At 74.1% G+C, this 22361-nt stretch carries 21 protein-coding genes; 6 read left to right on the top strand and 15 right to left on the bottom strand.

Annotation, left to right across the window (positions count from 1 at the left end):
• Positions 1-57: 57 nt before the first annotated feature.
• Both CFP66_RS15655 and CFP66_RS15660 read right to left on the bottom strand, forming a co-directional pair.
• Positions 58-885 (bottom strand): SWIM zinc finger family protein, encoded by an 828-nt coding sequence (locus tag CFP66_RS15655; protein ID WP_094924566.1) that lies wholly within the window; start codon positions 883-885, stop codon positions 58-60.
• On the bottom strand, positions 878-4060 hold the full coding sequence (locus CFP66_RS15660; protein ID WP_094924568.1) for a DEAD/DEAH box helicase: 3183 nt from the start codon (positions 4058-4060) through the stop codon (positions 878-880). The genes CFP66_RS15655 and CFP66_RS15660 overlap by 8 nt, the downstream gene beginning before the upstream one ends.
• A gap of 348 nt (positions 4061-4408) precedes the next feature.
• Between CFP66_RS15660 and CFP66_RS15665 the strand changes: the two genes are divergently transcribed.
• Positions 4409-5398 (top strand): mannonate dehydratase, encoded by a 990-nt coding sequence (locus tag CFP66_RS15665; protein WP_094924570.1) that lies wholly within the window; start codon positions 4409-4411, stop codon positions 5396-5398.
• A gap of 125 nt (positions 5399-5523) precedes the next feature.
• On the opposite strand, the gene CFP66_RS15670 is transcribed toward CFP66_RS15665, so the two are convergent.
• From CFP66_RS15670 to CFP66_RS15680, 3 genes are read right to left on the bottom strand one after another with little or no spacing between them, the layout of a single operon-like run.
• Complete coding sequence (locus CFP66_RS15670; protein ID WP_369805062.1) at positions 5524-5892, bottom strand: GNAT family N-acetyltransferase; 369 nt, start codon at positions 5890-5892, stop codon at positions 5524-5526.
• Between the two features lie 50 nt (positions 5893-5942).
• Positions 5943-6257 carry a GNAT family N-acetyltransferase gene (locus CFP66_RS15675; RefSeq protein WP_094924571.1) on the bottom strand — a complete coding sequence of 105 codons (315 nt, stop codon included), beginning with the start codon at positions 6255-6257 and terminating at the stop codon, positions 5943-5945.
• 30 nt (positions 6258-6287) lie between these two features.
• The gene (locus CFP66_RS15680) at positions 6288-7016 is read right to left on the bottom strand and encodes an MBL fold metallo-hydrolase (protein ID WP_094924572.1); all 729 of its coding nucleotides are present in this window, start codon (positions 7014-7016) and stop codon (positions 6288-6290) included.
• A gap of 71 nt (positions 7017-7087) precedes the next feature.
• On the opposite strand from CFP66_RS15680, the gene CFP66_RS15685 reads away from it, so the two are divergent.
• Positions 7088-7513: a TIGR03668 family PPOX class F420-dependent oxidoreductase gene (locus CFP66_RS15685; RefSeq protein WP_094924573.1), complete on the top strand. Its 426-nt coding sequence runs from the start codon at positions 7088-7090 to the stop codon at positions 7511-7513.
• 781 nt (positions 7514-8294) lie between these two features.
• Here CFP66_RS15685 and CFP66_RS15690 read toward each other — a convergent pair.
• The 6 genes from CFP66_RS15690 to CFP66_RS15715 form a co-directional block, all read right to left on the bottom strand.
• Positions 8295-9056, bottom strand: a complete 762-nt coding sequence (locus CFP66_RS15690) for an alpha/beta fold hydrolase (protein ID WP_094924574.1) — start codon at positions 9054-9056, stop codon at positions 8295-8297.
• Positions 9049-9537 (bottom strand): GNAT family N-acetyltransferase, encoded by a 489-nt coding sequence (locus CFP66_RS15695; protein ID WP_094924575.1) that lies wholly within the window; start codon positions 9535-9537, stop codon positions 9049-9051. Before CFP66_RS15695 ends, CFP66_RS15690 begins: the two co-directional genes overlap by 8 nt.
• 20 nt (positions 9538-9557) lie before the next feature.
• Complete coding sequence (locus tag CFP66_RS15700; RefSeq protein WP_094924576.1) at positions 9558-9917, bottom strand: MmcQ/YjbR family DNA-binding protein; 360 nt, start codon at positions 9915-9917, stop codon at positions 9558-9560.
• A complete protein-coding gene (locus tag CFP66_RS15705; protein ID WP_094924577.1) occupies positions 9914-10909 on the bottom strand; it encodes a methyltransferase in 996 nt (331 codons plus the stop codon). Before CFP66_RS15705 ends, CFP66_RS15700 begins: the two co-directional genes overlap by 4 nt.
• Positions 10906-11292, bottom strand: a complete 387-nt coding sequence (locus CFP66_RS15710; RefSeq protein ID WP_094924813.1) for a VOC family protein — start codon at positions 11290-11292, stop codon at positions 10906-10908. Before CFP66_RS15710 ends, CFP66_RS15705 begins: the two co-directional genes overlap by 4 nt.
• Positions 11293-11360: 68 nt before the next feature.
• On the bottom strand, positions 11361-12182 hold the full coding sequence (locus CFP66_RS15715; protein ID WP_158228112.1) for an AraC family transcriptional regulator: 822 nt from the start codon (positions 12180-12182) through the stop codon (positions 11361-11363).
• A 40-nt stretch (positions 12183-12222) separates the two neighbouring features.
• Here CFP66_RS15715 and CFP66_RS15720 point away from each other — a divergent pair, with 40 nt between their 5' ends.
• The gene (locus CFP66_RS15720) at positions 12223-12879 is read left to right on the top strand and encodes a nucleoside/nucleotide kinase family protein (protein ID WP_094924579.1); all 657 of its coding nucleotides are present in this window, start codon (positions 12223-12225) and stop codon (positions 12877-12879) included.
• A 212-nt stretch (positions 12880-13091) separates the two neighbouring features.
• On the opposite strand, the gene CFP66_RS15725 is transcribed toward CFP66_RS15720, so the two are convergent.
• Genes CFP66_RS15725 through CFP66_RS15735 form a run of 3 tightly spaced genes read right to left on the bottom strand, consistent with a single transcriptional unit; the run spans position 13092 to position 16944 of the window.
• Positions 13092-14219, bottom strand: coding sequence for a DUF3500 domain-containing protein (locus tag CFP66_RS15725; RefSeq protein WP_198961465.1), 1128 nt, complete (start codon positions 14217-14219; stop codon positions 13092-13094).
• 54 nt (positions 14220-14273) lie between these two features.
• The gene (locus tag CFP66_RS15730; protein WP_094924580.1) at positions 14274-14513 is read right to left on the bottom strand and encodes a hypothetical protein; all 240 of its coding nucleotides are present in this window, start codon (positions 14511-14513) and stop codon (positions 14274-14276) included.
• A 22-nt stretch (positions 14514-14535) separates the two neighbouring features.
• Positions 14536-16944 carry a transglycosylase domain-containing protein gene (locus CFP66_RS15735; protein WP_158228113.1) on the bottom strand — a complete coding sequence of 803 codons (2409 nt, stop codon included), beginning with the start codon at positions 16942-16944 and terminating at the stop codon, positions 14536-14538.
• 427 nt (positions 16945-17371) lie between these two features.
• Here CFP66_RS15735 and CFP66_RS15740 point away from each other — a divergent pair, with 427 nt between their 5' ends.
• Together CFP66_RS15740 and thrS are read left to right on the top strand one after the other, a co-directional pair.
• Positions 17372-18409: a hypothetical protein gene (locus CFP66_RS15740; protein WP_143517271.1), complete on the top strand. Its 1038-nt coding sequence runs from the start codon at positions 17372-17374 to the stop codon at positions 18407-18409.
• Between the two features lie 120 nt (positions 18410-18529).
• On the top strand, positions 18530-20581 hold the full coding sequence (gene thrS / locus CFP66_RS15745) for a threonine--tRNA ligase (protein WP_094924583.1): 2052 nt from the start codon (positions 18530-18532) through the stop codon (positions 20579-20581).
• Positions 20582-20614: 33 nt separating this feature from the next.
• Here thrS and CFP66_RS15750 read toward each other — a convergent pair whose 3' ends face one another.
• Positions 20615-21190 (bottom strand): TetR/AcrR family transcriptional regulator, encoded by a 576-nt coding sequence (locus CFP66_RS15750; protein WP_094924584.1) that lies wholly within the window; start codon positions 21188-21190, stop codon positions 20615-20617.
• Positions 21191-21271: 81 nt separating this feature from the next.
• Between CFP66_RS15750 and CFP66_RS15755 the strand changes: the two genes are divergently transcribed.
• Complete coding sequence (locus CFP66_RS15755; protein WP_094924817.1) at positions 21272-22327, top strand: NAD(P)H-binding protein; 1056 nt, start codon at positions 21272-21274, stop codon at positions 22325-22327.
• Positions 22328-22361: the final 34 nt, after the last annotated feature.

Raw genomic sequence — 22361 nt, forward strand, 5'->3', positions numbered from 1 at the left:
CCGGCTGCACACGCACGGGCGGATCTGCGCCCGGGGCGACTACACCGGCAGGGAGCCCTACTGCTCCTCGGCCGCGAGGGCGCGGTAGGCCGGGCGCAGCAGCTCGACCACCTGCGCGCCGCGTACGTCGATCGGGAACGGGGGCACCTGGTCGAGCAGGGTGTCGGGCGGGGTGCGCGGGCCGGTGAGCTGCTCGTCGAGCGCGCCGCCCGCGCTCCAGTACCGGTCCATGACGTCGGCGAGCGCCGCGCCGGACACCGGCGCCTCGTCCTGGAGCGCGGCGCGGCGGGCGCGCACCTCCGCCAGCAGCGCCTCCCGGTCGCGCCCGCGCAGCGCGAGGATCTGGAACGGGTCGGTGTCGAACCGCTCGGCGAGCACGTAGAACACCGCGGCGAGGTGCTTGCACGGCACCGCGTAGTCCGGGCAGCTGCAATCCATCGCGAGGTCGCGGCTCTCCGCGGGGAACAGCGACAGCCCGACGGCCGCGAAGACCTTCTCGATGTCGCGCGGCATCTCCCCGGCGAGCAGGAGGGCGGCGTAGGACGCGTCGTCGGCCAGCGCCTGCGCGACCTCTCCCCACTCGGACTTGCCGAACGCGGGCACACCCACCCGCACCTGGTAGGGCTTCGGGCGCGAGCCCTGCACCGTGGCGAGCGCCCCACCGGTGTCGATGTCGAGCGCGACGATCTGCCCGGCCCGGGCGTAGCTGCGGCCCCGGGACAGGCGCCCGCCCATGCCCAGCGACTCGAGCACGCCGAGGAAGCGCTGCGACCACCAGGTGCGTGCCACCGGGCCCCGGCTGCTGTTGATCTGGATGCCGCCCTCGACCTTGCGCGGCCGGGACGGCTCGGCGTCACGCCACCAGAACGGATCGGGATCAGGCACCGCCCACCTCCGCAGCGTCTTGCGTGAGGTCTTCCGCGAGGTCTTCCGCGGCGGCCTCCTCGAGCGCGTCGGCGCCGAGCGTGAACAGCTCCCGCAGCGACTCGGTGGAGAGCTCCGTGAGCCAGCCCTCGCCGTCGCCCACGACCATGGACGACAGGGCCTTCTTCTTGGTGATCAGCTCGTCGATCCGCTCCTCGACGGTGCCGGGGCACACGAACTTGCGGACCTGCACGTTGCGACGCTGCCCGATGCGGAACGCGCGGTCCGTGGCCTGGTTCTCGACCGCGGGGTTCCACCAGCGGTCGAGGTGGATGACGTGGTTGGCGGCGGTGAGGGTGAGCCCGGTGCCGCCCGCCTTGAGGGAGAGCAGCATGATCGGCGGTCCCTCGCCGGCCTGGAACCGGGTGACCATCTCGTCGCGGCGCTTCTTCGGGGTGCCGCCGTGCAGGAACGCGACGTCGGTGTCGAAACGCGCGGACAGGTGCGGCACCAGCAGGTGGCCGAACTCGGTGAACTGGGTGAAGCACAGCACCCGGTCGCCCTCGTCGAGGATCTCGGTGAGGATCTCCTCGAGACGGATGATCTTCCCGGAGCGCCGGCCGACGGGGGAGCCGTCGTGCAGCAGCTGGGCGGGGTGGTTGCAGACCTGCTTGAGCTTGGCCATCGCCGCGAGGACGTTGCCCCGCCGCTCGATGCCCTCGGTGTCCTCGATCTTCTCCAGCATGTCGTCGACGACCGTGCGGTAGAGCGAGGCCTGCTCGCGCGTGAGCCGGTAGTGCTGGGTGACCTCGATCTTGTCGGGGAGGTCGTCGATGATCGTGGGGTCGGTCTTCAGCCGGCGAAGCAGATACGGGCGGGTGACGCGGCGCAGCAGCCCGGCCGCCTCGGTGTCGCCGTGGCGTTCCACCGGGATGGCGTAGCGGTGGCGGAAGCTCTCGGCGGTGCCGAGCAGCCCGGGGTTGAGCACATCCATGATCGACCACAGCTCCGACAGCCGGTTCTCCACCGGGGTGCCGGTGAGCGCCACGCGGTGCTCGGCGTCGAAGCGGCGCACGGCCCGCGCGTGCGACGCCCTGCTGTTCTTGATCGCCTGCGCCTCGTCGAGCACGAGCCTTCGCCACGCGACGGCCGCCAGCTCGTCGCCGTCGCGGGCCGCGGTGGCGTAGGTGGTGACCACGAGGTCGGCCTCCGCGATCGCGGCGGCCAGCGCCTCGCCGTGCCGTCGGCCGGGCCCGTGGTGGGCGAGCACCCGCAGGTCGGGGGTGAACCGCGCCGCCTCCCGCTGCCAGGTGCCGACCAGCGACATCGGGCAGACGAGCAGGGTGGGCCCGCGCCGTTCCCCCGCATCCGTGCGTGCTGCGCGCTCGTGGGCCTCCAGCGCCAGCATCTGCACGGTCTTGCCCAGACCCATGTCGTCGGCCAGGCAGGCGCCGAGCCCCAGCTCGGACAGGAACGCCAGCCACGACACGCCGCGCTGCTGGTAGGGGCGCAGCTGCGCCCGGAAGCCCGGCGGGGGCGCGACCGGCGCGATCGTGCGTTCCGCGGAGCCGTCCAGGAGCGCGCCGATCCAGCCCTCGGACCGGACGGCGGTGACGGGGAGCGGGACCTCGTCCTCATCCCAGTCGTCCGGGTGGCGCTGCGCGAGGGCGAGCACCTCGGCCGCGGTGGGGGCCCCGGCATCGCGGCGGCGGCGGGCCTTGCGCAGGAACTCCAGCCCCTTGCGCAGGCGCTCGGCGTCGACGCTGACCCACCGCCCGCGCAGCCGTACGAGCGGCGCCTTGGTGGCGACGAGGTCGCTGATCTCCTCCTCGGACAGCTCCTCGTCGCCGACCGCGATCGACCACCGGAACTCCGCCAGCTGCTCCCGGCCCAGCCCGCTGCGGGTGAGCACGCGCTCGGCCGGGGTGCTGCGGGCGCTGAGGGTGAGCCCGACCCGGCGCGCGCCGTCCCAGCCGCTGGGCAGCTGGACGCCGAACCCGGCCTCGACGAGCAGCGGCGCGCGCGTGGTGAGGAACTCGTGGGCGTCGTCGACGGTGAGGTCGAGCCGCTCGGGGCGGGCCTGCCGCAGCGCCCGGGCCAGCGCCGGGTGCACCCGCGCCGCGCGACCCAGTTCGGCGAGCAGCATCTCCTGCGGATCGACGAACAAGCGCTCGGCACCGCCCGACCAGACCTGCTCGGCACCGACGAGCAGGCTCGGATCGGCCGTGGACTGCAGCAGGAACTCCAACACCCACCGGGTGCCGTCGCCGGTCTGGTCGATCGGGTCGGCGCCGGGGTCGGCCGGGTCGTGCAGCGTGCTGATCTCCGACAGGCGGAAGCAGGCCCGGCCCTCACCGGTGGTGCCGGCACCGAACGCGTCCCACTCGGCGACGGCGTCGGCGAGAACGGCGAGCTCGCCCGCGGGCACCCCCTGCTCGCCCCCGACGCGACCACCCGGGGTGAGCAGGGCGGCCAGCCACGCCTCGGCCGCCGGCAGCCGGCGTGGCGCGCGGCCCGATCGCGGCGGCAGCACCGCGACCGGCTCCGGGGCGCGGGCCAGCCGGTCGCGCACGGCGGTGTCGGTGAGGGCGGCGAGGGCGTCGGCGACCAGCTCGTGGGGATCGGCGCCGCTCTGGCGCGTGCGTGCGGACCCGGCCGCCTCGGCGCGCGCGACCGGCGGGAGCGCCTCGACCAGCGCGTCGAGGGTGACGGCGTCGAGACCCTGCACCACCGGCCGCCACCGGGCCACCGCGCGCGACCCGGCGCGCGCCATCGTGGGCAGTACCCGACCGCGGGACGCCAGATCGGCCGCCAGGGCCGCGACCGCGCGCAGGTGCGCGACCGAGGCGCCGTAGCGGGCCTCGTCGGCGAGGTCTTCCAGCTCGGCGACGTCGACGGCGAGCGCGGGCACCGTCCATGCGCGGAGCACCGGGCCGCCCCGCGGCGAACCACCGCGCCGGCCGCTGCGGACCAGCTCCGGCGAGGCGAGCGGGCCACCGGGGCGGGAGGGCAGCAGCAGCGTGGCCGAGGTGGGCTTGCCCGGGTGGAGCGCGGTGAGCACCGAGGCCGGCGCCGCGAACGGGTGCGGCCGCGCGCTGCGCAAGGACCGCACCGACGAGGTGGCGGGCCGCTCGCCGTCCTCGGCCCAGAGCAGCACCCCGCGGCCGGGGGACCAGAGGGCGTGGACGGCGAGCACGGGTTCAGGCTACGGAGGCGCTCCGACGATTCGGCGCGACGGGCCGCGTGCTCCGCGCCGGCGCCGGCCCCTCTGATCGATGCGAGCAGTACAGGACCGCGGTCGGCGCAGCCGTGACGCGCGACTCGCAATGATCACAAGGCGTTGATCGCGGCGAGCAGCACGTGGCGGTGGTCGGCACCGCCCTGGCGTGCTTCTCGGACCGATCTTGCAACGGACGATTTTCCCGCCGCCCTCGCCTCGATCGCGTCGGGATCGACGGTGGATCCCGACGCCCCGGTAGGCGTACGGTCACCACGTTCGATGGAACGGGATCGAATTCCGAGTAGTGGAACGAGGGGGTGGCCGATGCGGATCGCCGAGATGCTGCCGGCCGAGCGGGCGGACGGGAACCTCTGGCCTCTCATGCGCCAGGCCGGGGTGACCGACGCGGTGGGCACGCTGCCCGGCGATCCCCGCCCGCGGGCGGGCGAGGACGCGCCGTGGGACTGGTTGCCCATGGTTCGCGCCAAGGACCTCTACGAGCGCAACGGGTTCGACCTGGGGGTCATCGAGTGGCGGCCCCCGTTCAACCTCGCCAAGCGCGGGCTGCCGGGCCGCGACGAGGAGATCGAGAACGTCTGCACGTTGCTGCGCAACATGGGCAGGCTCGGGATCCCGGTCTGGTGCTACGAGTGGATGACCGACCGCAACTGGGTGCGCACGAGCACCGCGATCCCCGCGCGCGGAGGCTCCACGGTCACCGGCTTCGATCGCAAGATCTTCGAGGCCGGGCCGTCACCGGCACTCGGGGGCATCGCCGAGGAACAGCTGTGGGAGAACCTCGAGTACTTCCTCGCGCGCGTGCTGCCGGTCGCGGAGGAGGCGGGCGTGCGGCTGGCCATGCACCCCGACGACCCGCCGATCTCCCCGCTGGGCGGCATCGGCCGGATCATGTCCAGCGTCACCGGGTTCCGCCGGCTGCTGGAGATCTCCGACAGCCCGATGAACGGTGTGACGTTCTGCCAGGGCAACTTCCGGCTCATGACCGACGACGTGCCGGGCACCATCCGCGAGATCGGTGGGTCCGGCCGGATCCACTTCGTGCACTTCCGCGACGTGGAGGGCACCGTCGACTCCTTCGTCGAGACCTGGCACGACGCGGGCCCGACCGACATGCGCGCCTGCATCGAGGCCTACCGCGGCATCGGTTTCGACGGGCTGATGCGCTCGGACCACGTCCCGACGCTGCACGGCGAGGTCGGCGCCCAGGCCGGGTACGGGGTGCTCGGACGCCTCTACGCGGTCGGCTACATCCGCGGGCTACTCGAAGGCACAGCGGCGCCGGCGGGTTCCTGACCGGCCGGGAGCGCCTTGGCGAACCAGCGCTCGGCGTACGGGCCGGCGTTGAAGGGCTCCACCTCCTCGTACCCGAGCGCCGCGTACAGCGCGCGGGCCTCCACGAGGTCGTGGCGGGTGTCGAGCTACAGGCGGGTGAGGCCGCAGCCCGCGGCGCGGTGTTCCAGCTCGCGCAGCAGGCCGGTGCCGATCCCGCGGCCGCGCGCAGCAGGTATGACGAAGACCCGCTTGACCTCGCCGACGTCACCCTGCAGGACCCGCAGCCCGGCGCACCCGATGATGCGCCCGCCGGTGCGGGCCACGAGGAAGATGCCCTTCGGCGGCGCGAGGTCGTCGGAGGGGGCGGCGCGCAGCGCGGCGTCGATCTCCTCCTGCGTCGCCGGCCGCCCGTGGTACCGGCCGGCGATGTCGGCCGTGTAGGCGCGCAGGATCGCCTCGGCGGCGGGGGAGTCCGGGGCCGCCGGCTCGATCTGCGTGTTGCTCCGATCCGGCACACCGCGATCATCCCGGCGGGCCGGTGCCGTCGCGACCGGGTTCCGTCGCGTCAGAGGCCGAAGCGGGCACGCTCGGCTTCGGGCACCAGGTCCACGTAGTCGGGGTGCCTCGCGATCCACCTGCGGACGAAGGGGCACTCGGGCAGCACCGCCAGCTGCCGGGCGCGCACGGCGTCGAGGGCCCCGCGCACCAGGGTGCCGCCCAGGCCCTTGCCCTCGTACGCGTCGTCGATCTCGGTGTGGGTGAAGCGGATCGCCCCGTCCTCGGCGGCGTACGCGGCCAGGCCGGCGCGCGTGCCGTCGACCCGGATCTCGAACCGCGACCGTTCGGCCACGTCCTGGACCGTGGTCCGGTCGTCGGTCATGGCATCTCCTCGCGTCGGGGCTACTCGGGGCTACTCGGGGGTGCGCCGGGTGACGGCCTTGGCGAGGAAGCGTCGCACGGCCGCCCGGGCGCCGTCGATGATCTCGGGCCCGTGGGTGAAGCCGGCCTGCTCGTACTCCAGCTCTCCGAGGACGTGGGCGGTGCGGCGGCACAGCCGGAAGTCCGAGCACAGCATGCGGGGCGAGTAGCGCACACCGAGCACGTTGAAGATGGCATCTCCGGTGATCAGCGTGCGGGACCGCTCGTGGAGCAGCGAGACGTGGCCGGGGGAGTGGCCCGGGGTCGCCACCACCCGTAGCCCGCCCGCGACAGCGAGCACCTGCCCGTCGGCGAGCTGCTCGCTCACCGGCACGGGTGGGAAGCCGCCCCCGGGCAGCCGTGCGAAGAGCCGCCCCGTCGCGGTCGAGGGGTCGTTCGGCGGCGACGTACCCGCTTCGGCGAACCCGGCGTCGCCCTCGTGCACGGCGATCGGGGCCCCGGTGCGGGCCGCCAGGTCCGCCGCGCCGCCCGCGTGGTCGGGGTGGGCGTGGGTGAGCACGATCCGCTGCACGTCGGACGGGTGCTTCCCGAGTGCCGCCAGTCCCGCGACGATCTTGGGCGGCGCGCTCCGCAGTCCCGTGTCGACGAGCGTGACGGAGCCGTCGTCGTCGAGCAGGGCGAAGGAGTTCGTGGCCGCCGAACCGACGGTGGGGATGCGGAAGACGCCGGGGGCGATCGCCACGGCGGGGGGAGGGGCCATGCACCCGCAGCGTAGCCACGTCCGGCTGGCAGGGGGCTCAGCAACTCCGGCCCCGGAGGAGACTGCGGGGCGTGCCCGCCCTCGATCCCGCCGCCCGGCGCTCCCGGCTCGCCACCGCCCCCGTCGCCCGCCTCGCCACGCTGCGCGCCGACGGCACCCCGCGCCTCGTGCCGATCACGTTCGCCCTGGTGGACGGGCTGATCTGCTCGGCGATCGACGAGGTGAAGCCGAAGACCACGACCCGCCTCGCCCGGCTCACCGACATCGAGGGCGACCCGCGGGTCGGGCTCGTGGCCGACCACTACGCCGACGACTGGTCAGCGCTGTGGTGGGTGCGCGTGGACGGCACCGCGGCCCTGCACCGGGACGGCGAACTGCGCGCCCGCGCGCTCGTGGCCCTGGCGGCCAAGTATCCGCCCTACGCCGCGGCGCCGCCGGCCGGCGCGGTGCTGGTGATCACCCCGACCCGGTGGGCGGGGTGGACGGCGACGGGGTGACGCCGGCTGCGGAGGGCGCCGATCCGGTTGCCGCGCGGCGTGAGCCGTACGCCAGGGCCCTCGCGACCGCACTCAGGTACGTCTCGCATGCCGGCTGGCGCCATGATCGGCAGGAGTGGTGTGACAGCGACAGATCTGTCGCCCCCACACCGTCTGCTGATCATGGCCGCCCCGCGTTCCGCGGAACGCCCTGTTCATGATCAGATAGACGGGAGAGGGAATCGGGGAAGATCCAACCCCTCTCACGTCTACGTCGTCGTGGAATCTCCTGTGGGCGCGCCGTTCCCGGCTCACTGCCACTGCCTCGTACCGGGTCTGGACCTTCCGTGCAATCGGCCGGGTTCCCCTGCTCCTGCCCGTCGGCGGGGTGGCCGGGTCGGCACAACTGCCGGATACCGGGGCTGGGTGGGCAGCCGTCCCCGGAACGGGCCTGGGCCCGCGCCGTGAACGGCTGCCCGGCCGACCACGATATTCGTTGCTCGTACCCAACCCGGCCACCTTCGGCGCGGAGGTCGGGCTCGACGCCGAACCCACTGCGCGTGAGACCCAGAATTGCGGTGGGGCAGGACCTGTCGAGCCGGGAACGGCGCGCCCACCGCAACCGGGGCTACGAGGCAGGTACACGGGGAGGACCGTCGGCAGGCCACGGCGAGGAGCGTCGGCCGGCCGCAGGCGCCGGGCTGACCCGTGTCCGGTCACGCCCCTGGTTCGTGCCGTGCACCCCTTGACGGGGGACGGATCGCCGACCGGCCGCGGCACGACCGGTGAACGTGGGTGGTCGCTAGGCCAGGGTGCGCAGGAACGCCGCGACCGCGGCCTCCACCTGGTCCGCGCGCTCCAGGTGCGGGGCGTGGCCGCAGTCGAGCACCTCCAGCGCGACGGGGCCGCTCGCCCGGTCCCGCACGGCCTCGACGTGCACCACCGTGCCGTACGGGTCCTGCGTGCCCTGCACCCCCAGCACCGGGGCGCTGATCCCCCTCAGTTCGGACCGGATGTCCCACTCCCGGAAGGTGTCGTCGAGCCAGCCGTCGTTCCAGTTCCAGAAGGTGACGTCGGGATCGCGGTGGTGGCGCGCCATCCGGGCCCGCAGGTCGCCCTGGGTGTAGGCGCGGCGGGCCTCCTCGATGCCGCGCAGCCCGGCCTCCTCCACGAACACGTGCGGCGCGAGCACGACGAGACCGTCCACCGCCGAGGCGGCCGCGTGCAGCAGCGCGATCGACGCGCCGTCGCTGTGCCCGACGAGCACCACGTGCTCCAGCCCGAGCGCCGCGCGCACCGCCGGTACGACCTCGCCTGCCTCGTCGTGCATGTAGCGCGGGGTGCGCTTCCCGGGCGGGACGTCGGAACCGCCGTGCCCGAGGCGGGAGAACGCCACCGCGCGCCGTCCGGTGGCGGCGGCGAGCCGGTGGTGGAACCCGCGCCAGAGCCGGACGGAGCCGAGCCCCTCGTGCAGGAACAGCAGCGCGGCGCGGGCGGGGTCGCCGGGAACGTCCTCGTACTCGACGCGGCCACCCGGCACGCCGACGAGCGGGAGCTCAGACATACCGGTGCATCACGTGCAGGCCGACGAGCCCGTGCTCGGGGTGGTCGAACGCCTCCGGCACGGTCGCGAGGACCTCGAAGCCGAGGCGACGCCAGAGGTGGACCGCGGCGGTGTTGGTCTCGACGACCGCGTTGAACTGGATGCTCCGGTAGCCGGCGGCGCGGGCCCACTCCACGACGTGCGCACCGAGCGCGCGCCCGACCCCGCGGCCCTGGTGTTGCGGGTCGACCATGAAGCTGGCCGTGGCGACGTGGGCTCCCCGGCCGGGGCGGTTGGGTCCCATCTTCGCCGAGCCAAGGAGCGTGCCGTCCGCGACGGCGACGACCGTGCGCCCGGGCGGTTCCTCCATCCACAGCGGGCGAGCCTGCGCGGCCGTCAGCCCTTCCGGGTAGGCGTAGGTCCGCCCGGCCGCCACGACGGCCGAGAAGATCGGGAAGATGTCCGGCCAGTCCTGATCGCGGGCCGCCCTGATCTCGAGCACGAGCGCGAGCCTGCCTGCGATCAGCCGTCCCCGTCCAGCCGGGCGGTCAGCTTCCGGGGTGCGACCTCCCGGTAGGCGTCGGTGACGATCTCGGCGATCTCGGTCCAGTCGAGCGCGGGCACGTCGAGGTACACGCCCAGCCACCCGCGGCCACCGACGTAGGGAGGTCGGAAGAACCGGCTCGGATCCGACGCCACCAGCTCCTCCTGCACGCCGGGCGGGGCGGCGCACCAGAACGCGAGCCGGTCGTCGTGGTGGTGGTCGGCGAACATCACGAAGGTCTTGCGGACGAACCAGGTGGGCTCGCCGTGGCTGATCTTCTCGGTCACCTCGGGCAACGCGGTGCACAGCGCCCGCAGCCGCTCGAGGGGAGTGGTCATGCCGGGACCGCCCGCAGCACCGAGTAGCCCGACCCGGCCGCGGGCGTCACCCCGACCAGGCGCAGCCCGGCCGCGGAGAGCAGGGCGGTGAACTCCTCCTCCGTGCGCTCCTTCCCCCCGGTGCAGGTGAGCATGTTCAGGTCGCTCATGAGCAGCGTCCGCTGCCCCGCGAGGGCCGCCGGCTCGTCGACGAACACGGGCTCCACCACGAGCACCACACCGTGCGGCGGCATCGCCTCCCGGATCCGGGCGAGGATCGCGACGCTGCGCTCGTCGTCCCAGTCGTGGATCACGCTCTTCACGACGTACGCGTCCGCGGCGGGCACGGTGCCGAAGAAGTCGCCGGTCACGACCTCACAGCGCTGGTCGACGACCAGGTCGGTGGCCCCGGAGGGGGTGTCGAACAGGATCCCGTGCAGCTCGGGGTGCGCGTCGAGGAATGCGGCCAGGAGCGTGCCGTTGCCGCCTCCGACGTCGGCGAGCGTGCCGACCCCGGTGAGGTCGCAGGCGGCGACGATCCCCGGCGCGGCCCGCCGCGTGCCCTCGGCCATCGCCTCGGTGAAGATCGCGTTGAGTGCCGGGTCGGCGGCGAAGTGGGCGAACGACGAGTGACCCGTGAGCTTCTCGAACGACGGCTCCCCGGTGCGGACGCTCCACTCCAGCTCGCCCCAGGCCCGCCAGACCGCGTCCCCGCAGAACAGTTGGGCGAGGTTGCCCATCGAACCCGGGGTGCCGGTCCGCAGCAGCTGCCCGCCGTCGGTCAGCGCGTACCCGTCGTCGGCCGGAGTCACGAGGTCGAGCCCGATGGCCGCGCGAAGCAGCCGGGCGAGCGGCCCGGGCCGCGACCCGGTGCGTGCGGCGAGCGCATCGAGGCCCAGCGCGCCCTCCCCGAGCGCGTCGGGTACGCCGAGGCGGGCCAGGGTCTGCACGACCTGGGCGGGGAAGAACCCGAACACCAGCCCGGCCACCCGCTCCTGCTCCGACGCCGTCACGGCTTCACCTGCGGCCGGTAGCTGCCGACCGACCACACGTTGCCCTCGGGGTCGCGCACCGCGTACTCCCGCGAGCCGTAGGGCTGGTCCACCAGGTCGTGCACGACCTCCGCGCCGGCGTCCACGGCACGCGCGTGGTGGGCGTCGACGGCGCCGGGCCCGTCCACGGCGAGGTAGACGACGGCGCGTCCCGTGTCGAAGGCATCCGGGGTGGCAGGACGCGAGCCGATCATGACGACGCCGTCGCCGAAGCTCAGCTCCGCGTGGGCGATGCTGCCGTCGTCGGCGGTGCTCACGTGCTGTTCGGTGAACCCGAGCACCCCGGTCAGGAACGCCATGGCGGCGCGCGCGTCGTCATAGCGGAGGGTGGTGTAGATGCTCATGCGGCGACCGTAGGAGCGGAGCCCGGACCACGGCTTGTACGAATGGGAACGTCCCTCGTCCGCGCGGGTCAGCTCCACCCGGCGAGGTACTCGCTGGGGGTGCAGCCGGCGAGGGCGTGGAACTCGCGGACGAGGTGGGCGTGGTCGGCGTAGCCGCACTCGGCGGCGACCTCCGCGATCGATCGGACCGCAGGTGTGGTGCTGCCGTCGTACACGGCCGTGGGCACCAGCAGCCGGGCCGCCCGCTGGAAGCGCAGCACCCGTGCGGTGGGCTTGGGCGCGAGGCCGACCTGACCGCGGAAGCGGGTGAGCAGGTGCCGGCGGCTCCACCCGGTCTCCTCGGCCAGCTCCTGCACCCCGACCCGGCCGTGGGACCGGACGAGCCGGCGCCACGCCCAGGCGACCTCGGCATCGGGCCGGCCAGCGGGCGTCTCGAGGCGGCGCAGCAGCAGCGCGTCGAGCAGGGCGAAGCGGCGTGGCCAGTCCGGCGCGTCGGCCATCCGTGCCGGGAGCGCGGCGAGCTCCGGAGCATCGAGCTCGGTGAGCGCGGGCGCCACGTTGCTCAGCTCCGGCATCGGCCGGCCCAGGAGCGCGAACACACCGAGCGGGCTCAGGTCGACCTGCACCCCGAACTGGTGGCCGGTGTACTCGGTGTGCACCACCTCGTCGTGCATCCCGGCGAGGAACGACGTGGGCACCGACGGGCCCGCCGGGCCGTGCAGCCGGATCGGGGGGCCGAGGTTGAGGATCAGCGTGCACGAGCCGACCGGTGCCTGCCGTCGCCGCACCGGTGTGGCGCTGTACTCGCGGTAGCCGAGGTAGCGCCGCACGTGGCCGGCGAGCGCGGGATGCGCTCGCCCCAGGACGTACTCGCTGCGCGGCAGGTCCACCCGGCCAGGGTGGCACGTGCGGTCTCTACGCTGCACGCCCGTGGATCTCGATTCGCTGGTGCAGCGGGCCACCGGCCTCGCCGCGGGTCCGCGACGGGCCGTGCTGGGCATCACCGGCAGCCCGGGCGCGGGCAAGTCGACGCTCGCCGCGACCCTGCTGGCCCGGTTGGGTGCCCTGCTGCCCGACGGCGCTGTCGCGCACGTCCCGATGGACGGCTTCCACCTCGCCGACGTGGCGCTCGACCGGCTCGGGCTGCGGCACGCCAAGGGCGCGCCCGACACCTTCGACGTGGGCGGCTACGTCGCGTTGCTGCGCCGGCTGCGTGCGGCCGAACCGGAAGAGATCGCGTACGCGCCGATGTTCGAGCGGGACCTGGAGCAGCCGCTCGCCGGCGCGATCGCGGTGCCGCGCGCCGCGCGCCTCGTGCTGACCGAGGGCAACTACCTGCTCCTCACCGACGGCCGCTGGCACGAGGTGCGTCCGCTGCTGGACGAGGTGTGGTTCTGCGACCCGGCGCCGGACGTCCGGCTGGCGCGGTTGACGGCCCGGCACGTCGAGTTCGGCAAGGAGCCGCAGGAGGCGGCGGCGTGGGTTGCGGCCGTCGACGAGCCGAACGCAGCGCTCGTGCAGGCCACCCGCGGGCGCGCCGACCTCGTGGTCCCGCCCGCGGTGCTGGAGTCGCTGCGCCCGACCTGACGCGCTGACACACCGACTTCGGCGGCCGCGCACCGACTGCAGTCGGTGTGGGAGCACCACGATCGGTGTGCGAACGGCGACCCGGACGCCGGAGCCGCGGCACATCGACATCGGACGCCGCACACCGACATCGCGCGTGGCACACCGACTTCGGTGCCGGCGCACCGACTGCAGTCGGTGTGGGAGCAACCAAATCGGTGTGCGACGGGTCCTCAGGCGTGGTGGGTGGCCCGGTGCGCGGCGAGGACGTCGTGGCCGAAGTCGGCCTCCGGGTCGCGCCACACGGCGTGGGCGTGGTTCACCGCGTTCTGGGTGTTGTCCCACTCGACGAGCAGCCGGGGCCCCTGCAGCCGGTAGTAGTGCGGTTCGCCGGGGGCCGTGGAGCCGGCCCACGCGAGGTGCACGGCGTCCAGCGCCGCCGGGTCGTCGTAGCGCGGCATCGGCGAGATGCCCTCGGGGGCGCGGTCGAGGTAGGTGGTGAGCAGCGCGCGCAGGAGCTCGCGCTGCCCGGCGTCGAGCTCCCCGCCCGGTACGCCCTTCGGCGCGGCGGTGAGGGCCATCGCGCGCTGGTCGTCGCCGTGGAGCTCGGTGACCGGGTCGGTGGCGTCGTGCGGGAGGTGCGGGCCGGGGCGCCACAGCGCGTCGCGCACGACGGGTCGGTCCGCGTGGTCGAGCCGGGAGCTGTTGCCCGTGACGATGTCCGCGGGCGCGTGCGGCAGCAGCAGCGCCCGTGCGGCGCGCTCCGGGTCGAGGGACCGGACGAGCTCGCGGGCCAGATCCTCCGACGCGGCCAGCGGGCGCAGCGCCGCCCCGCCCAGCAGCGGGGACGACGCCGGGTTGGCGCCCAGGAAGCAGGGCGTGGTGGCCGCGACCCGCCCGTCGACCACCAGGTTGTTCAGCGAGACGTGGTGCCCGCCGAACCGCCACCCCCACGGCGCGTCGCCGCCGGGCTCTCCGAAGACCCGCAGGTAGTACATGCCCGGATCGCGGCCCCGCTCACGGCCGAAACCCGCGGTGAACCCCTCTGCGCGGTCGAGCACGTTCTCCAGACCCAGCACGGTGGCCACGGTGGTGTACGCGGCCTCGGACAGGCCCGTGGCGACCAGGCGCATCAGCAGCCGCTGCTGCGCCGGGCGCTGCTGGTGCAGCGTGAGCCCGCCATGGTCGGTGGGGGTGTAGAACCAGCGCCGCCGCTCGGCCTCGGCACCCGCGCCGGCGCCGGGCGGGGCGCCGAGCGCCACCGGCCGCTGCTGCGCGTCCAGCGATTCCAGCCACCCCGCGGCCGCCTCGGCCATCCGGTCCGCGACCTCGCGAGCCGCGTCCGCCACCACCTGCCCCATGCGACGACCCTATCGGGCGCACCATGAGCTCCACTGCTGTTTCCGGGCGCTGCGTCACACGGCCGACGTGGGCGGGCCCCCGAACCCGCGTGCCCGGCCCATCCGGATCTCGCACCGGACGGCGGTGGCGTCGAGGCCCGTGAGCTCCACGATCAGCGCGCGCGCAGCATCCTCGGCCTGGGGCATGGCCGGGGCCGTGGTGGCCGCCTCGATCTCGGGCACGTAGAGCACGAGGTGGCGCTCGGAGAGCCAAGCCACCACCTCGAACGTCCGCTCGCCATCGCGGGGCGCCACATCGACCACGGTAGCGCCGCCGTCAGCCGCACGGTGTGACCGAGCAGTCCTCCTCGGGCTCGTTCTCGTCGTCGGTACCCCGGTCCGCACCGTCCCGGTCCACGTCGTCGGAGTCGGGGTCCTCGAACAGGCGGGGGCCGTCGTCGTCGAACGGGGGTTCCGCGGTGGGGGCGACCGCGCCTGCCCCCGGCGCGGCCGGGCCGGACGGAGGTCCGGGGGGTGGGAAACCCGGCGCAGGCGTCGGAGGTGTGCTGACCGGCGGAGGCTCCGGCTCCTCGTTCGGGCCCAGCGGGGACGGCGGATCGCCGATCGCGCGGAACGGCGGGAACTCCTCGATCGGCGCGTCCTCCAGCGCCTCGGACATGAACTCGTGCCACACGTCGCCCGGCAGGCTGCTGCCCTGGATGGGCGTGCCGCGGGCGGTGCGGATCGGGGAGTTCATGTCGGTGCCCATCCACACCGTCGACGCCAGCGCCGGGGTGAACCCGGACATCCACGCGTCGTTGTTCTCCCCCTCGAACCGCGACTGGACGGTGCCGGTCTTCGCGGCGACCGGACGCCCGCCGGGTAGCGCCAGGTCGTCGTTCTCCGCGACGTTCAGCATCGCCTCGGTGACGTTGCGCGCCACGCGCTCGGGGAACCGGCGCTCGCCTTCGGTCGCGGCGTCGTAGAGGACCCGGTTGTCGGTCGTGACCACCGACGCGACGAGGTGCGGCTGCCGCCAGACGCCACCCGCGGCGATCGTGGCGTAGGCCGAGGCCAGCTCCAGCGCCGAAACCTCCTTGTTGCCCAGTGCGATGCCGGCGGTGGGGTCCTCGAGCGGCGCGGTGATGCCGGCGGCGTGGGCCGCGGCCGCCACCGAATCCGGCCCGACCTGGCGGGCGAGGGTGTGGAACACGACGTTGTTCGACACCGTCATGGCCTGCTTGAGGTCGCACTCGAGGCAGTCGGCGCCCGCGGCGTTGCGCAGCCCCGGCAGCTCCGTGCCGTCGAAGACCTCGCCCAGCCCGACCGGCGGGTCCTGCAGCAGCCCAGCGAGCACCACGAAGGGCTTGAACGTCGAGCCGGCGAGCTTGCGCACCTGCGCGTAGTCCAGGCCGAGCCCGTTGTCACCGCCGTAGTAGGCGAGCACACCCCCGGTCGCCGGGTCGATCGCCACCATCGCGCTGCGCAGGTTGACCGGCTGGCCGTCGAGCGCGGTGTGCGCGGCGTCCACCGCCAGCTGCTGGCGGCGCGGGTCCACCGTGGTGGTGATCCGCAGGCCCTCCTGCGCGATGTTCTGCTCGGTGAACCCGAGCTCCTCCAGCTCGGCGGTGACGGCGGTGACGATGTGGCCCCGGCTGTCGGTGGGCACACCACCCGCGAGCGAGCGCCGCGCCGCCGTCTGGGGGAACTGCGCACCGGCTCGCTCCGCGGGCGTCATCCAGCCCTGGGCGAGCATCCCGTCGAGGACGAACGACCACCGCTCGACCGCGCGCTCGGGGCTCACGGCGGGGTCCCACCGCGACGGCGACTGGATCAGCCCGGCCAGCAGCGCACCCTCGGTGGGGGAGAGCTCCGAGACGTCCTTGCGGAAGTAGGCGTTCGAGGCGGACTGGATGCCGTAGGCGCCCCGGCCGAGGTAGATCGTGTTGAGGTAGTCGGCGAGGATCTCGTCCTTCGAGCGCTCCTGGGAGATCTTGACCGCGAGGATGACCTCCTTGTACTTGCGCCAGAGTGTCTGCTCGTCGCCCACCAGCGCCTTCTTGACGAACTGCTGGGTGATCGTCGACCCGCCGCCCTCGCCGCCGCGCAGCTGGTTCCAGGCCGCCCGCATGATGCCGGTGAGGTCGAAGCCGGGGTTGGAGTAGAACGTGCGGTCCTCGGCCGCGAGCACGGCGTGCCGCACGTGCAGCGGCACCTGCTCGATGGGCACCTTGATCCGGTTGCCCTCCTCGGGCACCAGCCGGGCGAGCTGGCTGCCGTCGGCGTAGGAGACCAGTGCCACCTGGTTGTCGACCGCGGCGTCCGTGCTCGGGACGGAGAACGCCAGGTAGCCGACGGCGAAGGCGAGCAGCGGGCCCAGCACCACGGTCGCTGCCGCACCGAGCGCGCCACGCCGCAGCAGGCGCAGGCGTCGGGCGCGTTGCTCGTCGGCGGTGAGCGGCCGCTGGTGCTGGGAGCGACGGCGGCCGGGTCGGCCCCGGCGGGCGGGCGCGAGCGCGACCGGCAGGACGTCGGTGGCCTCGGGCACCCGGTGGCGTGCCGCGGCGTCGGGGGCCGGCGCCGCACCGCGCGGCGGCTGCTTGCGGGGGGCCTGGCCCTTCGGCGGTTGCCACCAGCCGACCCCGCGCGGGTTCTCGTCGCGCCGGGAGCGCTGGAGGGGAAGCCCGGGTCGGCGCTCGCCCGGTCCGGCCACCCGTGTGGATCTCCGGGGCCGGGATCCGTCCACGCGTCCCACCTCCTGGCCACCGTTGTCCCCGCGTCGGCAGCGGGGCAGTCGTGGGGACCAACGGGGGGCGCCGCGGGCGCGGTGTGCCGAGGGCAGCGACATCACCCGAAGGGCGGGCGCGAAGTGATCTCGATCCGGCTTCTCTCGGCGAGAACGTGACGCACAGTGATCTGGCGTCCATCGTCCGGCCGCATCCCCGGCAGCAGCGTGGCCGCCGTCACCACCACAAGGAGGGCGTTCGCTCCCGGACCGGCGGATCAGAGCAGGTCGTCGGGCCCGTTGCGGAGCGTGGTCGCGGATGCCACGGTCGGGCGGGCCGACACGCGCGGTCCGGTGGCGCGCGCCGCGCCCGACCGATCGGCGCAACGGCGCCCCCGCCGGGCGGGTGGAGCGCCGCTGCTCCCCGTCGACGCGGGAGGCTGACGCGATGCTCCCCGCTCCCCGCGACCCGCTGCCACCCGAGGCGGTGGCCCCCGATCCCCCGCTCGCCGACCGGCTCACCGGCCTCCTGCGGGCCGCGGGCGCTTCAGCCGCCCGCGCCGTCGACACCCGCGGCGGTGCCGTGCTCGCCGAGGCCGGGCTCGCCGGCGGTGACGACGTCGCCGCCCTGGTGCAGCTCGCGCACTCCGCCCTGGCCGCCGGCAGGGCGCACGGCGAGTGGCTGGAGGACGTCGTGCTGACCCTCGGGCGCACGGTCCACGTGCTGCGGGAGTGCGGGGCCGGCGCGGTCGTGCTGCACGCGCGGCTCGACCCGGCGCGCGGTGACGTGGCGGTACTGCGGGCAGCCCTCGCCGAGGCCGCGCTGCACCGCGCCGCGCAGGCCGCCACGCCGGCTCCCGCCCCGACCGGCACGGGCCCGGCCCCGTCGGTCAGGGCGGAGGGCAGGGCGGGGGACACCGGTGAGCGCAGCGCCGTGCCCGGCCTCGGGGCGCCGAACCCGCTTCCGCACGCCCGCGCGGCACCCGCGCGGATCAGGCCCGGCCCGGACGCCCCGGTGGGGCTCGCGTCGGTCCCTGCCCCGCTCCGCCCGGCCCCTGCGGCGCGCCCCGGGCCACCGCCCGCCGGCCCCGTCGCTCCGGGGGCCCCACCGCAGCCGGTATCGGCCTCGACGGCCACGGTGCCGCAGATGCGCCCCGTCGTGCCGGGGCAGCCGACGGCCCCCGACCGGGGACCGGCACCGCCCGCCCTGCCGCGGCCGCGTCCCTCACCGGTCCCGGTCGCCCGGCGCGACCAGGAACCCGCGCTCGCCGCGGTGGACGGCGGCCTGCCGGTGCACCGCACGGGCGCGCTCGCGGTGCTGGCACTGCCACCGGTGGCGGGGTTGCCGCGGCGCCGGCCCCTGGTGCCCGCACCTCCCGCCCCGCACGCGGAGACGCCCGCCGGGCCCCCGGTGCTGCAGCAGGCGTGGGCGTCGGACACCGCCACGATGCACCGGATCCTCGACGGGCTGCACCGGCTGCGCTGACGGTGGGGTGGCGGCACCGACCGGGACAGGGGCGCTGCGCGAAACCGGCTCGCCTGCGGTGGCTAGCATCGACGCAACTCGGGCGGTACGCGCCCGGGGCAAATCCTGTGGAGGTCTCCCGTGTCCGCGCCCGCATCCCGTCCCGCGTCCGCCCCCGTCCGGGTGCCGGCCGGGACGACGGCCGGCACCGCGCTGCGGGAGGCGGGATCGCCGACCTCGGGACCGTCGGCCGTGGTGGTCGTCCGCGACGCCGGCGGGCAGCTGCGCGATCTCGCGTGGGTGCCCGATTCCGACGTCGAGGTCGAGCCGGTCGGCGCCGACACCGACGACGGTCGCAGCGTCATCCGGCACTCGGCCGCGCACGTGCTGGCGCAGGCCGTGCAGCAGCTGCGCCCGGACGCCAAGCTCGGCATCGGCCCGCCCATCACCGATGGCTTCTACTACGACTTCGACGTCGAGGAGCCCTTCACCCCGGACGACCTGAGCAAGCTCGAGTCGGCCATGAAGAAGATCATCAAGGCCGGGCAGCGGTTCTCCCGCCGTCGCTTCGACTCCCGCGAGGACGCCCGCAAGGAGCTCGCGTACGAGCCGTACAAGCTGGAGCTGATCGACCTCAAGGGCGCGCCGGAGGACGATGTCGTCGAGGTCGATGCCTCCGGCGAACTGACGATCTACGACAACGTGCACGCCCACACCGGTGAGACCGTGTGGTCGGACCTGTGCCGGGGCCCGCACCTGCCCACCACGAAGTTCATCCCGGCCGTGAAGCTGATGCGCAGCGCGGCGGCGTACTGGCGCGGGGACGAGAAGAACCCGCAGCTGCAGCGCATCTACGGCACCGCGTGGGAGAGCCAGGAGGCCCTCGACGCACACCTGGAGCGCCTCGCCGAGGCCGAGCGCCGCGACCACCGCCGCCTCGGGGCGGAGCTGGACCTGTTCTCGTTCCCCGACGAGATCGGCTCCGGCCTGCCGGTCTTCCACCCGAAGGGTGGGGTGATCCGCAAGGAGATGGAGGACTACTCGCGGCGGCGCCACGAGGAGGCGGGCTACGAGTTCGTCAACACCCCGCACATCACCAAGGCGCAGCTGTTCGAGACCTCCGGGCACCTGTCCTGGTACCGCGAGGGCATGTACCCGGCGATGCACCTCGACGAGGAGCGCAACGCCGACGGCACCGTGCGCAAGCAGGGGCAGGACTACTACCTGAAGCCGATGAACTGCCCCATGCACAACCTGATCTTCCGTGCGCGCGGGCGGTCCTACCGGGAGCTGCCGCTGCGGCTGTTCGAGTTCGGCAGCGTGTACCGCTACGAGAAGTCGGGCGTGGTGCACGGGCTCACCCGGGCACGCGGCTTCAGCCAGGACGACGCCCACATCTACTGCACGCAGGAGCAGATGCAGGGCGAGATCCGCTCGCTGCTGCAGTTCGTGCTCGACCTGCTGAGCGACTACGGCATGGACGACTTCTACCTGGAGCTGTCCACCCGCGACCCCGAGAAGTCGATCGGCAGCGACGAGGACTGGGACAAGGCCACCGACGCGCTGCGCGAGGCCGCGGAGGCCAGCGGTCTCGACCTGGTGCTCGACCCCGGTGGCGCCGCGTTCTACGCGCCGAAGATCAGTGTGCAGGTCAAGGACGCGATCGGGCGGAGCTGGCAGCTGTCCACCATCCAGGTGGACCTGATGGAGCCGGACCTCTTCGGGCTGGAGTACACCGCGGCCGACGGTTCCCGGCAGCAGCCGGTCATGATCCACCGCGCGCTGTTCGGCTCCATCGAGCGGTTCTTCGGGGTGCTCACCGAGCACTACGCGGGCGCGTTCCCGGCGTGGCTGGCGCCGGTGCAGGTCGTCGCGATCCCGGTCACCGACGAGCAGGTGCCCTACGTCTCCGACGTCGCCGCGCAACTGCGGGCCAAGGGCGTGCGCGTCGAGGTGGACGCGAGCGACGACCGCATGCAGAAGAAGATCCGCACCCACACGCTGCAGAAGGTGCCGTTCATGGTGCTGGTGGGCGGACGCGACGCCGAGGCGGGCGCGGTGAGCTTCCGGTTCCGCGACGGCAGCCAGCTCAACGGCATGCCCACGGCCGACGCGGTGGCCGCGGTGGTGGACTGGATCGCGAGCCGCAGCAACACCTCTCCGACCGGGGACGTCTTCGCGGCGACGCCGTAACCCACCTTTCGTCGGGGGAGACGATCACGCGGATCAGATCGGCGTGTTCGTCAGGTGCCTCATCGCCGCCAGGGTCTGGATCATGGTGGTTGCGAGGTCGGGCTCGCCGTGCCGGTCGATCCAGCGGGTGACCGCTATCCGGAACGTGGTCACGGCGATCTCGGCCGCCAGCTGGGCGGTCAGGTCGTCGACGCCGCGGTCGCGGAATCCCTGTTCCAGGGCTTGCGACATCAGCGAGAACTTGCGCAGCTCGCGCTCGTGCAGGGCTGGTTCGGCGTCGATCGCGGCCCGTCGTCGGAGCAGGTAGTCGAGGCTGCGGCCCTCGACGATCTCGACCGCGGTGGGCGGTAGGGCCTCGACGATCAGTTCCATCGGTCCGAGCGACGGCGGGACCTCGGCCATGAGGCGGGCCACGTGCTCGGGCACCGACTCCTCGCCGGCGAACAGCACCTCACGCTTGTCGGCGAAGTGCCGGAAGAACGTGCGGGTCGTGAGCCCGGCCCGTGCCGTGATCTGCGGCACGGTGGTCTCGGTGAAGCCCTGCTCGAGGAAGAGGTCGAGCGCGGCCTGCTCGAGCCGCTCGCGCGCACCCGGCTTCCATCGACCCATGCGGCTGATTCTAGTGATGACATGCCGTGTCGTGCTCTACGCTGGTGATGACACGACATGTCATGACCGATGGAGGGCAACATGACGGGTGAGATCTGGGTGCTCGGCGCGACCGGACGGGTCGGCAGGTTGGCGGTGCAGCGCCTGCAGGAGGCAGGCGTCGAGGTGGTGGCGGCTGGCCGCGATCGGGAGCGGCTGACCCGGGTGAGCCCGGACGCCCGGGCGGTGACCGGCTCGCTCGAGGAGGTCTGCGCGCAGCTCGCCGCCGAGGAGCCGGCCGTAGTGATCAATACGGTGGGCCCGTTCCCGGTCACGGCGCCGCAGGTCGCGCGGGCCTGCCCGCCGGGCACCCACTACGTCGACGTCGCCAATGAACTGAGCGTCTTCGAGCTGCTCCACGGCATGGACCGGGAGGCGACGGCGACCGGCCGCACGCTGGTCTCCGGGGCGGGCTTCGGCGTGCTCGCGACCGAGAGCATCCTGCGGCATCTGCTGGGGGACGAGGAAAGGCCCTCGCGAGTACGCGTCGACGCGATCGCGTCGGTCGCGACCGAACCCGGCGCCCTCGGCGAGGCTCTGGCCTCCACCATGGTGCAGATGTTGCGCGACGGCGGCCGCGAGGTGCGGCAGGACCGGTTGGTGCGCACCGTGGCCGGCGGTGCCGCCGAGCGGGTGACCACCCCCGACGGCGACGTGGTCACCACCGCTTCCCTCGGCATCGGTGAGCTCTACGCGGCCTGGCGGACCAGCGGCGCCCCGTCGGTGATCGGCGCCTCGTCCCTCGCCCCGGCCAACCCGGCCGTCCGAGGGGCCCTCCTGGCGGCCGGTGGCGTGTTGCGCCTGCCTGGCATGGCGGGCTTCGCCACCCGGCAGCTCGCCCGCATCACGACGACAACGCCCAAGGAACGGCCGCGCCGATCGTCCTGGGGTCGCGCCCGAGTCGAATGGCCGTCCGGTCTGGTGCGTGAGGGTTGGCTGCGCACCGGCGAGGCCATGACATTCACGGTCGGTGCCGTCACCGAGGTGGCGCAGCGCCTTGCCAAGGGCGAGGGCCGCCCCGGCGCGTTCACCCCGGCCGGGCTCTTCGGTCCCGAGGTGGCGCTGGCCGCCGGCGGTGAGTTCCTGGTGACACACTGACGCGCATCAGTGAATTCGGGATCGGTCACCGAAA

It is taken from the genome of Pseudonocardia sp. MH-G8 (assembly GCF_002262885.1).
Taxonomy (GTDB): domain Bacteria; phylum Actinomycetota; class Actinomycetes; order Mycobacteriales; family Pseudonocardiaceae; genus Pseudonocardia.

What these genes read in the sequence shown, in the direction of transcription:
- CFP66_RS15665 (WP_094924570.1), top strand. Translation starts at nt 4,409, where the DNA reads ATGCGGATCGCCGAGATGCTGCCGGCCGAGCGGGCGGACGGGAACCTC.
- CFP66_RS15675 (WP_094924571.1), bottom strand. Translation starts at nt 6,257, where the DNA reads ATGACCGACGACCGGACCACGGTCCAGGACGTGGCCGAACGGTCGCGG.
- CFP66_RS15680 (WP_094924572.1), bottom strand. Translation starts at nt 7,016, where the DNA reads ATGGCCCCTCCCCCCGCCGTGGCGATCGCCCCCGGCGTCTTCCGCATC.
- CFP66_RS15690 (WP_094924574.1), bottom strand. Translation starts at nt 9,056, where the DNA reads ATGTCTGAGCTCCCGCTCGTCGGCGTGCCGGGTGGCCGCGTCGAGTAC.
- CFP66_RS15700 (WP_094924576.1), bottom strand. Translation starts at nt 9,917, where the DNA reads ATGACCACTCCCCTCGAGCGGCTGCGGGCGCTGTGCACCGCGTTGCCC.
- CFP66_RS15710 (WP_094924813.1), bottom strand. Translation starts at nt 11,292, where the DNA reads ATGAGCATCTACACCACCCTCCGCTATGACGACGCGCGCGCCGCCATG.
- CFP66_RS15725 (WP_198961465.1), bottom strand. Translation starts at nt 14,219, where the DNA reads ATGGGGCAGGTGGTGGCGGACGCGGCTCGCGAGGTCGCGGACCGGATG.
- CFP66_RS15740 (WP_143517271.1), top strand. Translation starts at nt 17,372, where the DNA reads ATGCTCCCCGCTCCCCGCGACCCGCTGCCACCCGAGGCGGTGGCCCCC.
- CFP66_RS15750 (WP_094924584.1), bottom strand. Translation starts at nt 21,190, where the DNA reads ATGGGTCGATGGAAGCCGGGTGCGCGCGAGCGGCTCGAGCAGGCCGCG.
- CFP66_RS15755 (WP_094924817.1), top strand. Translation starts at nt 21,272, where the DNA reads ATGACGGGTGAGATCTGGGTGCTCGGCGCGACCGGACGGGTCGGCAGG.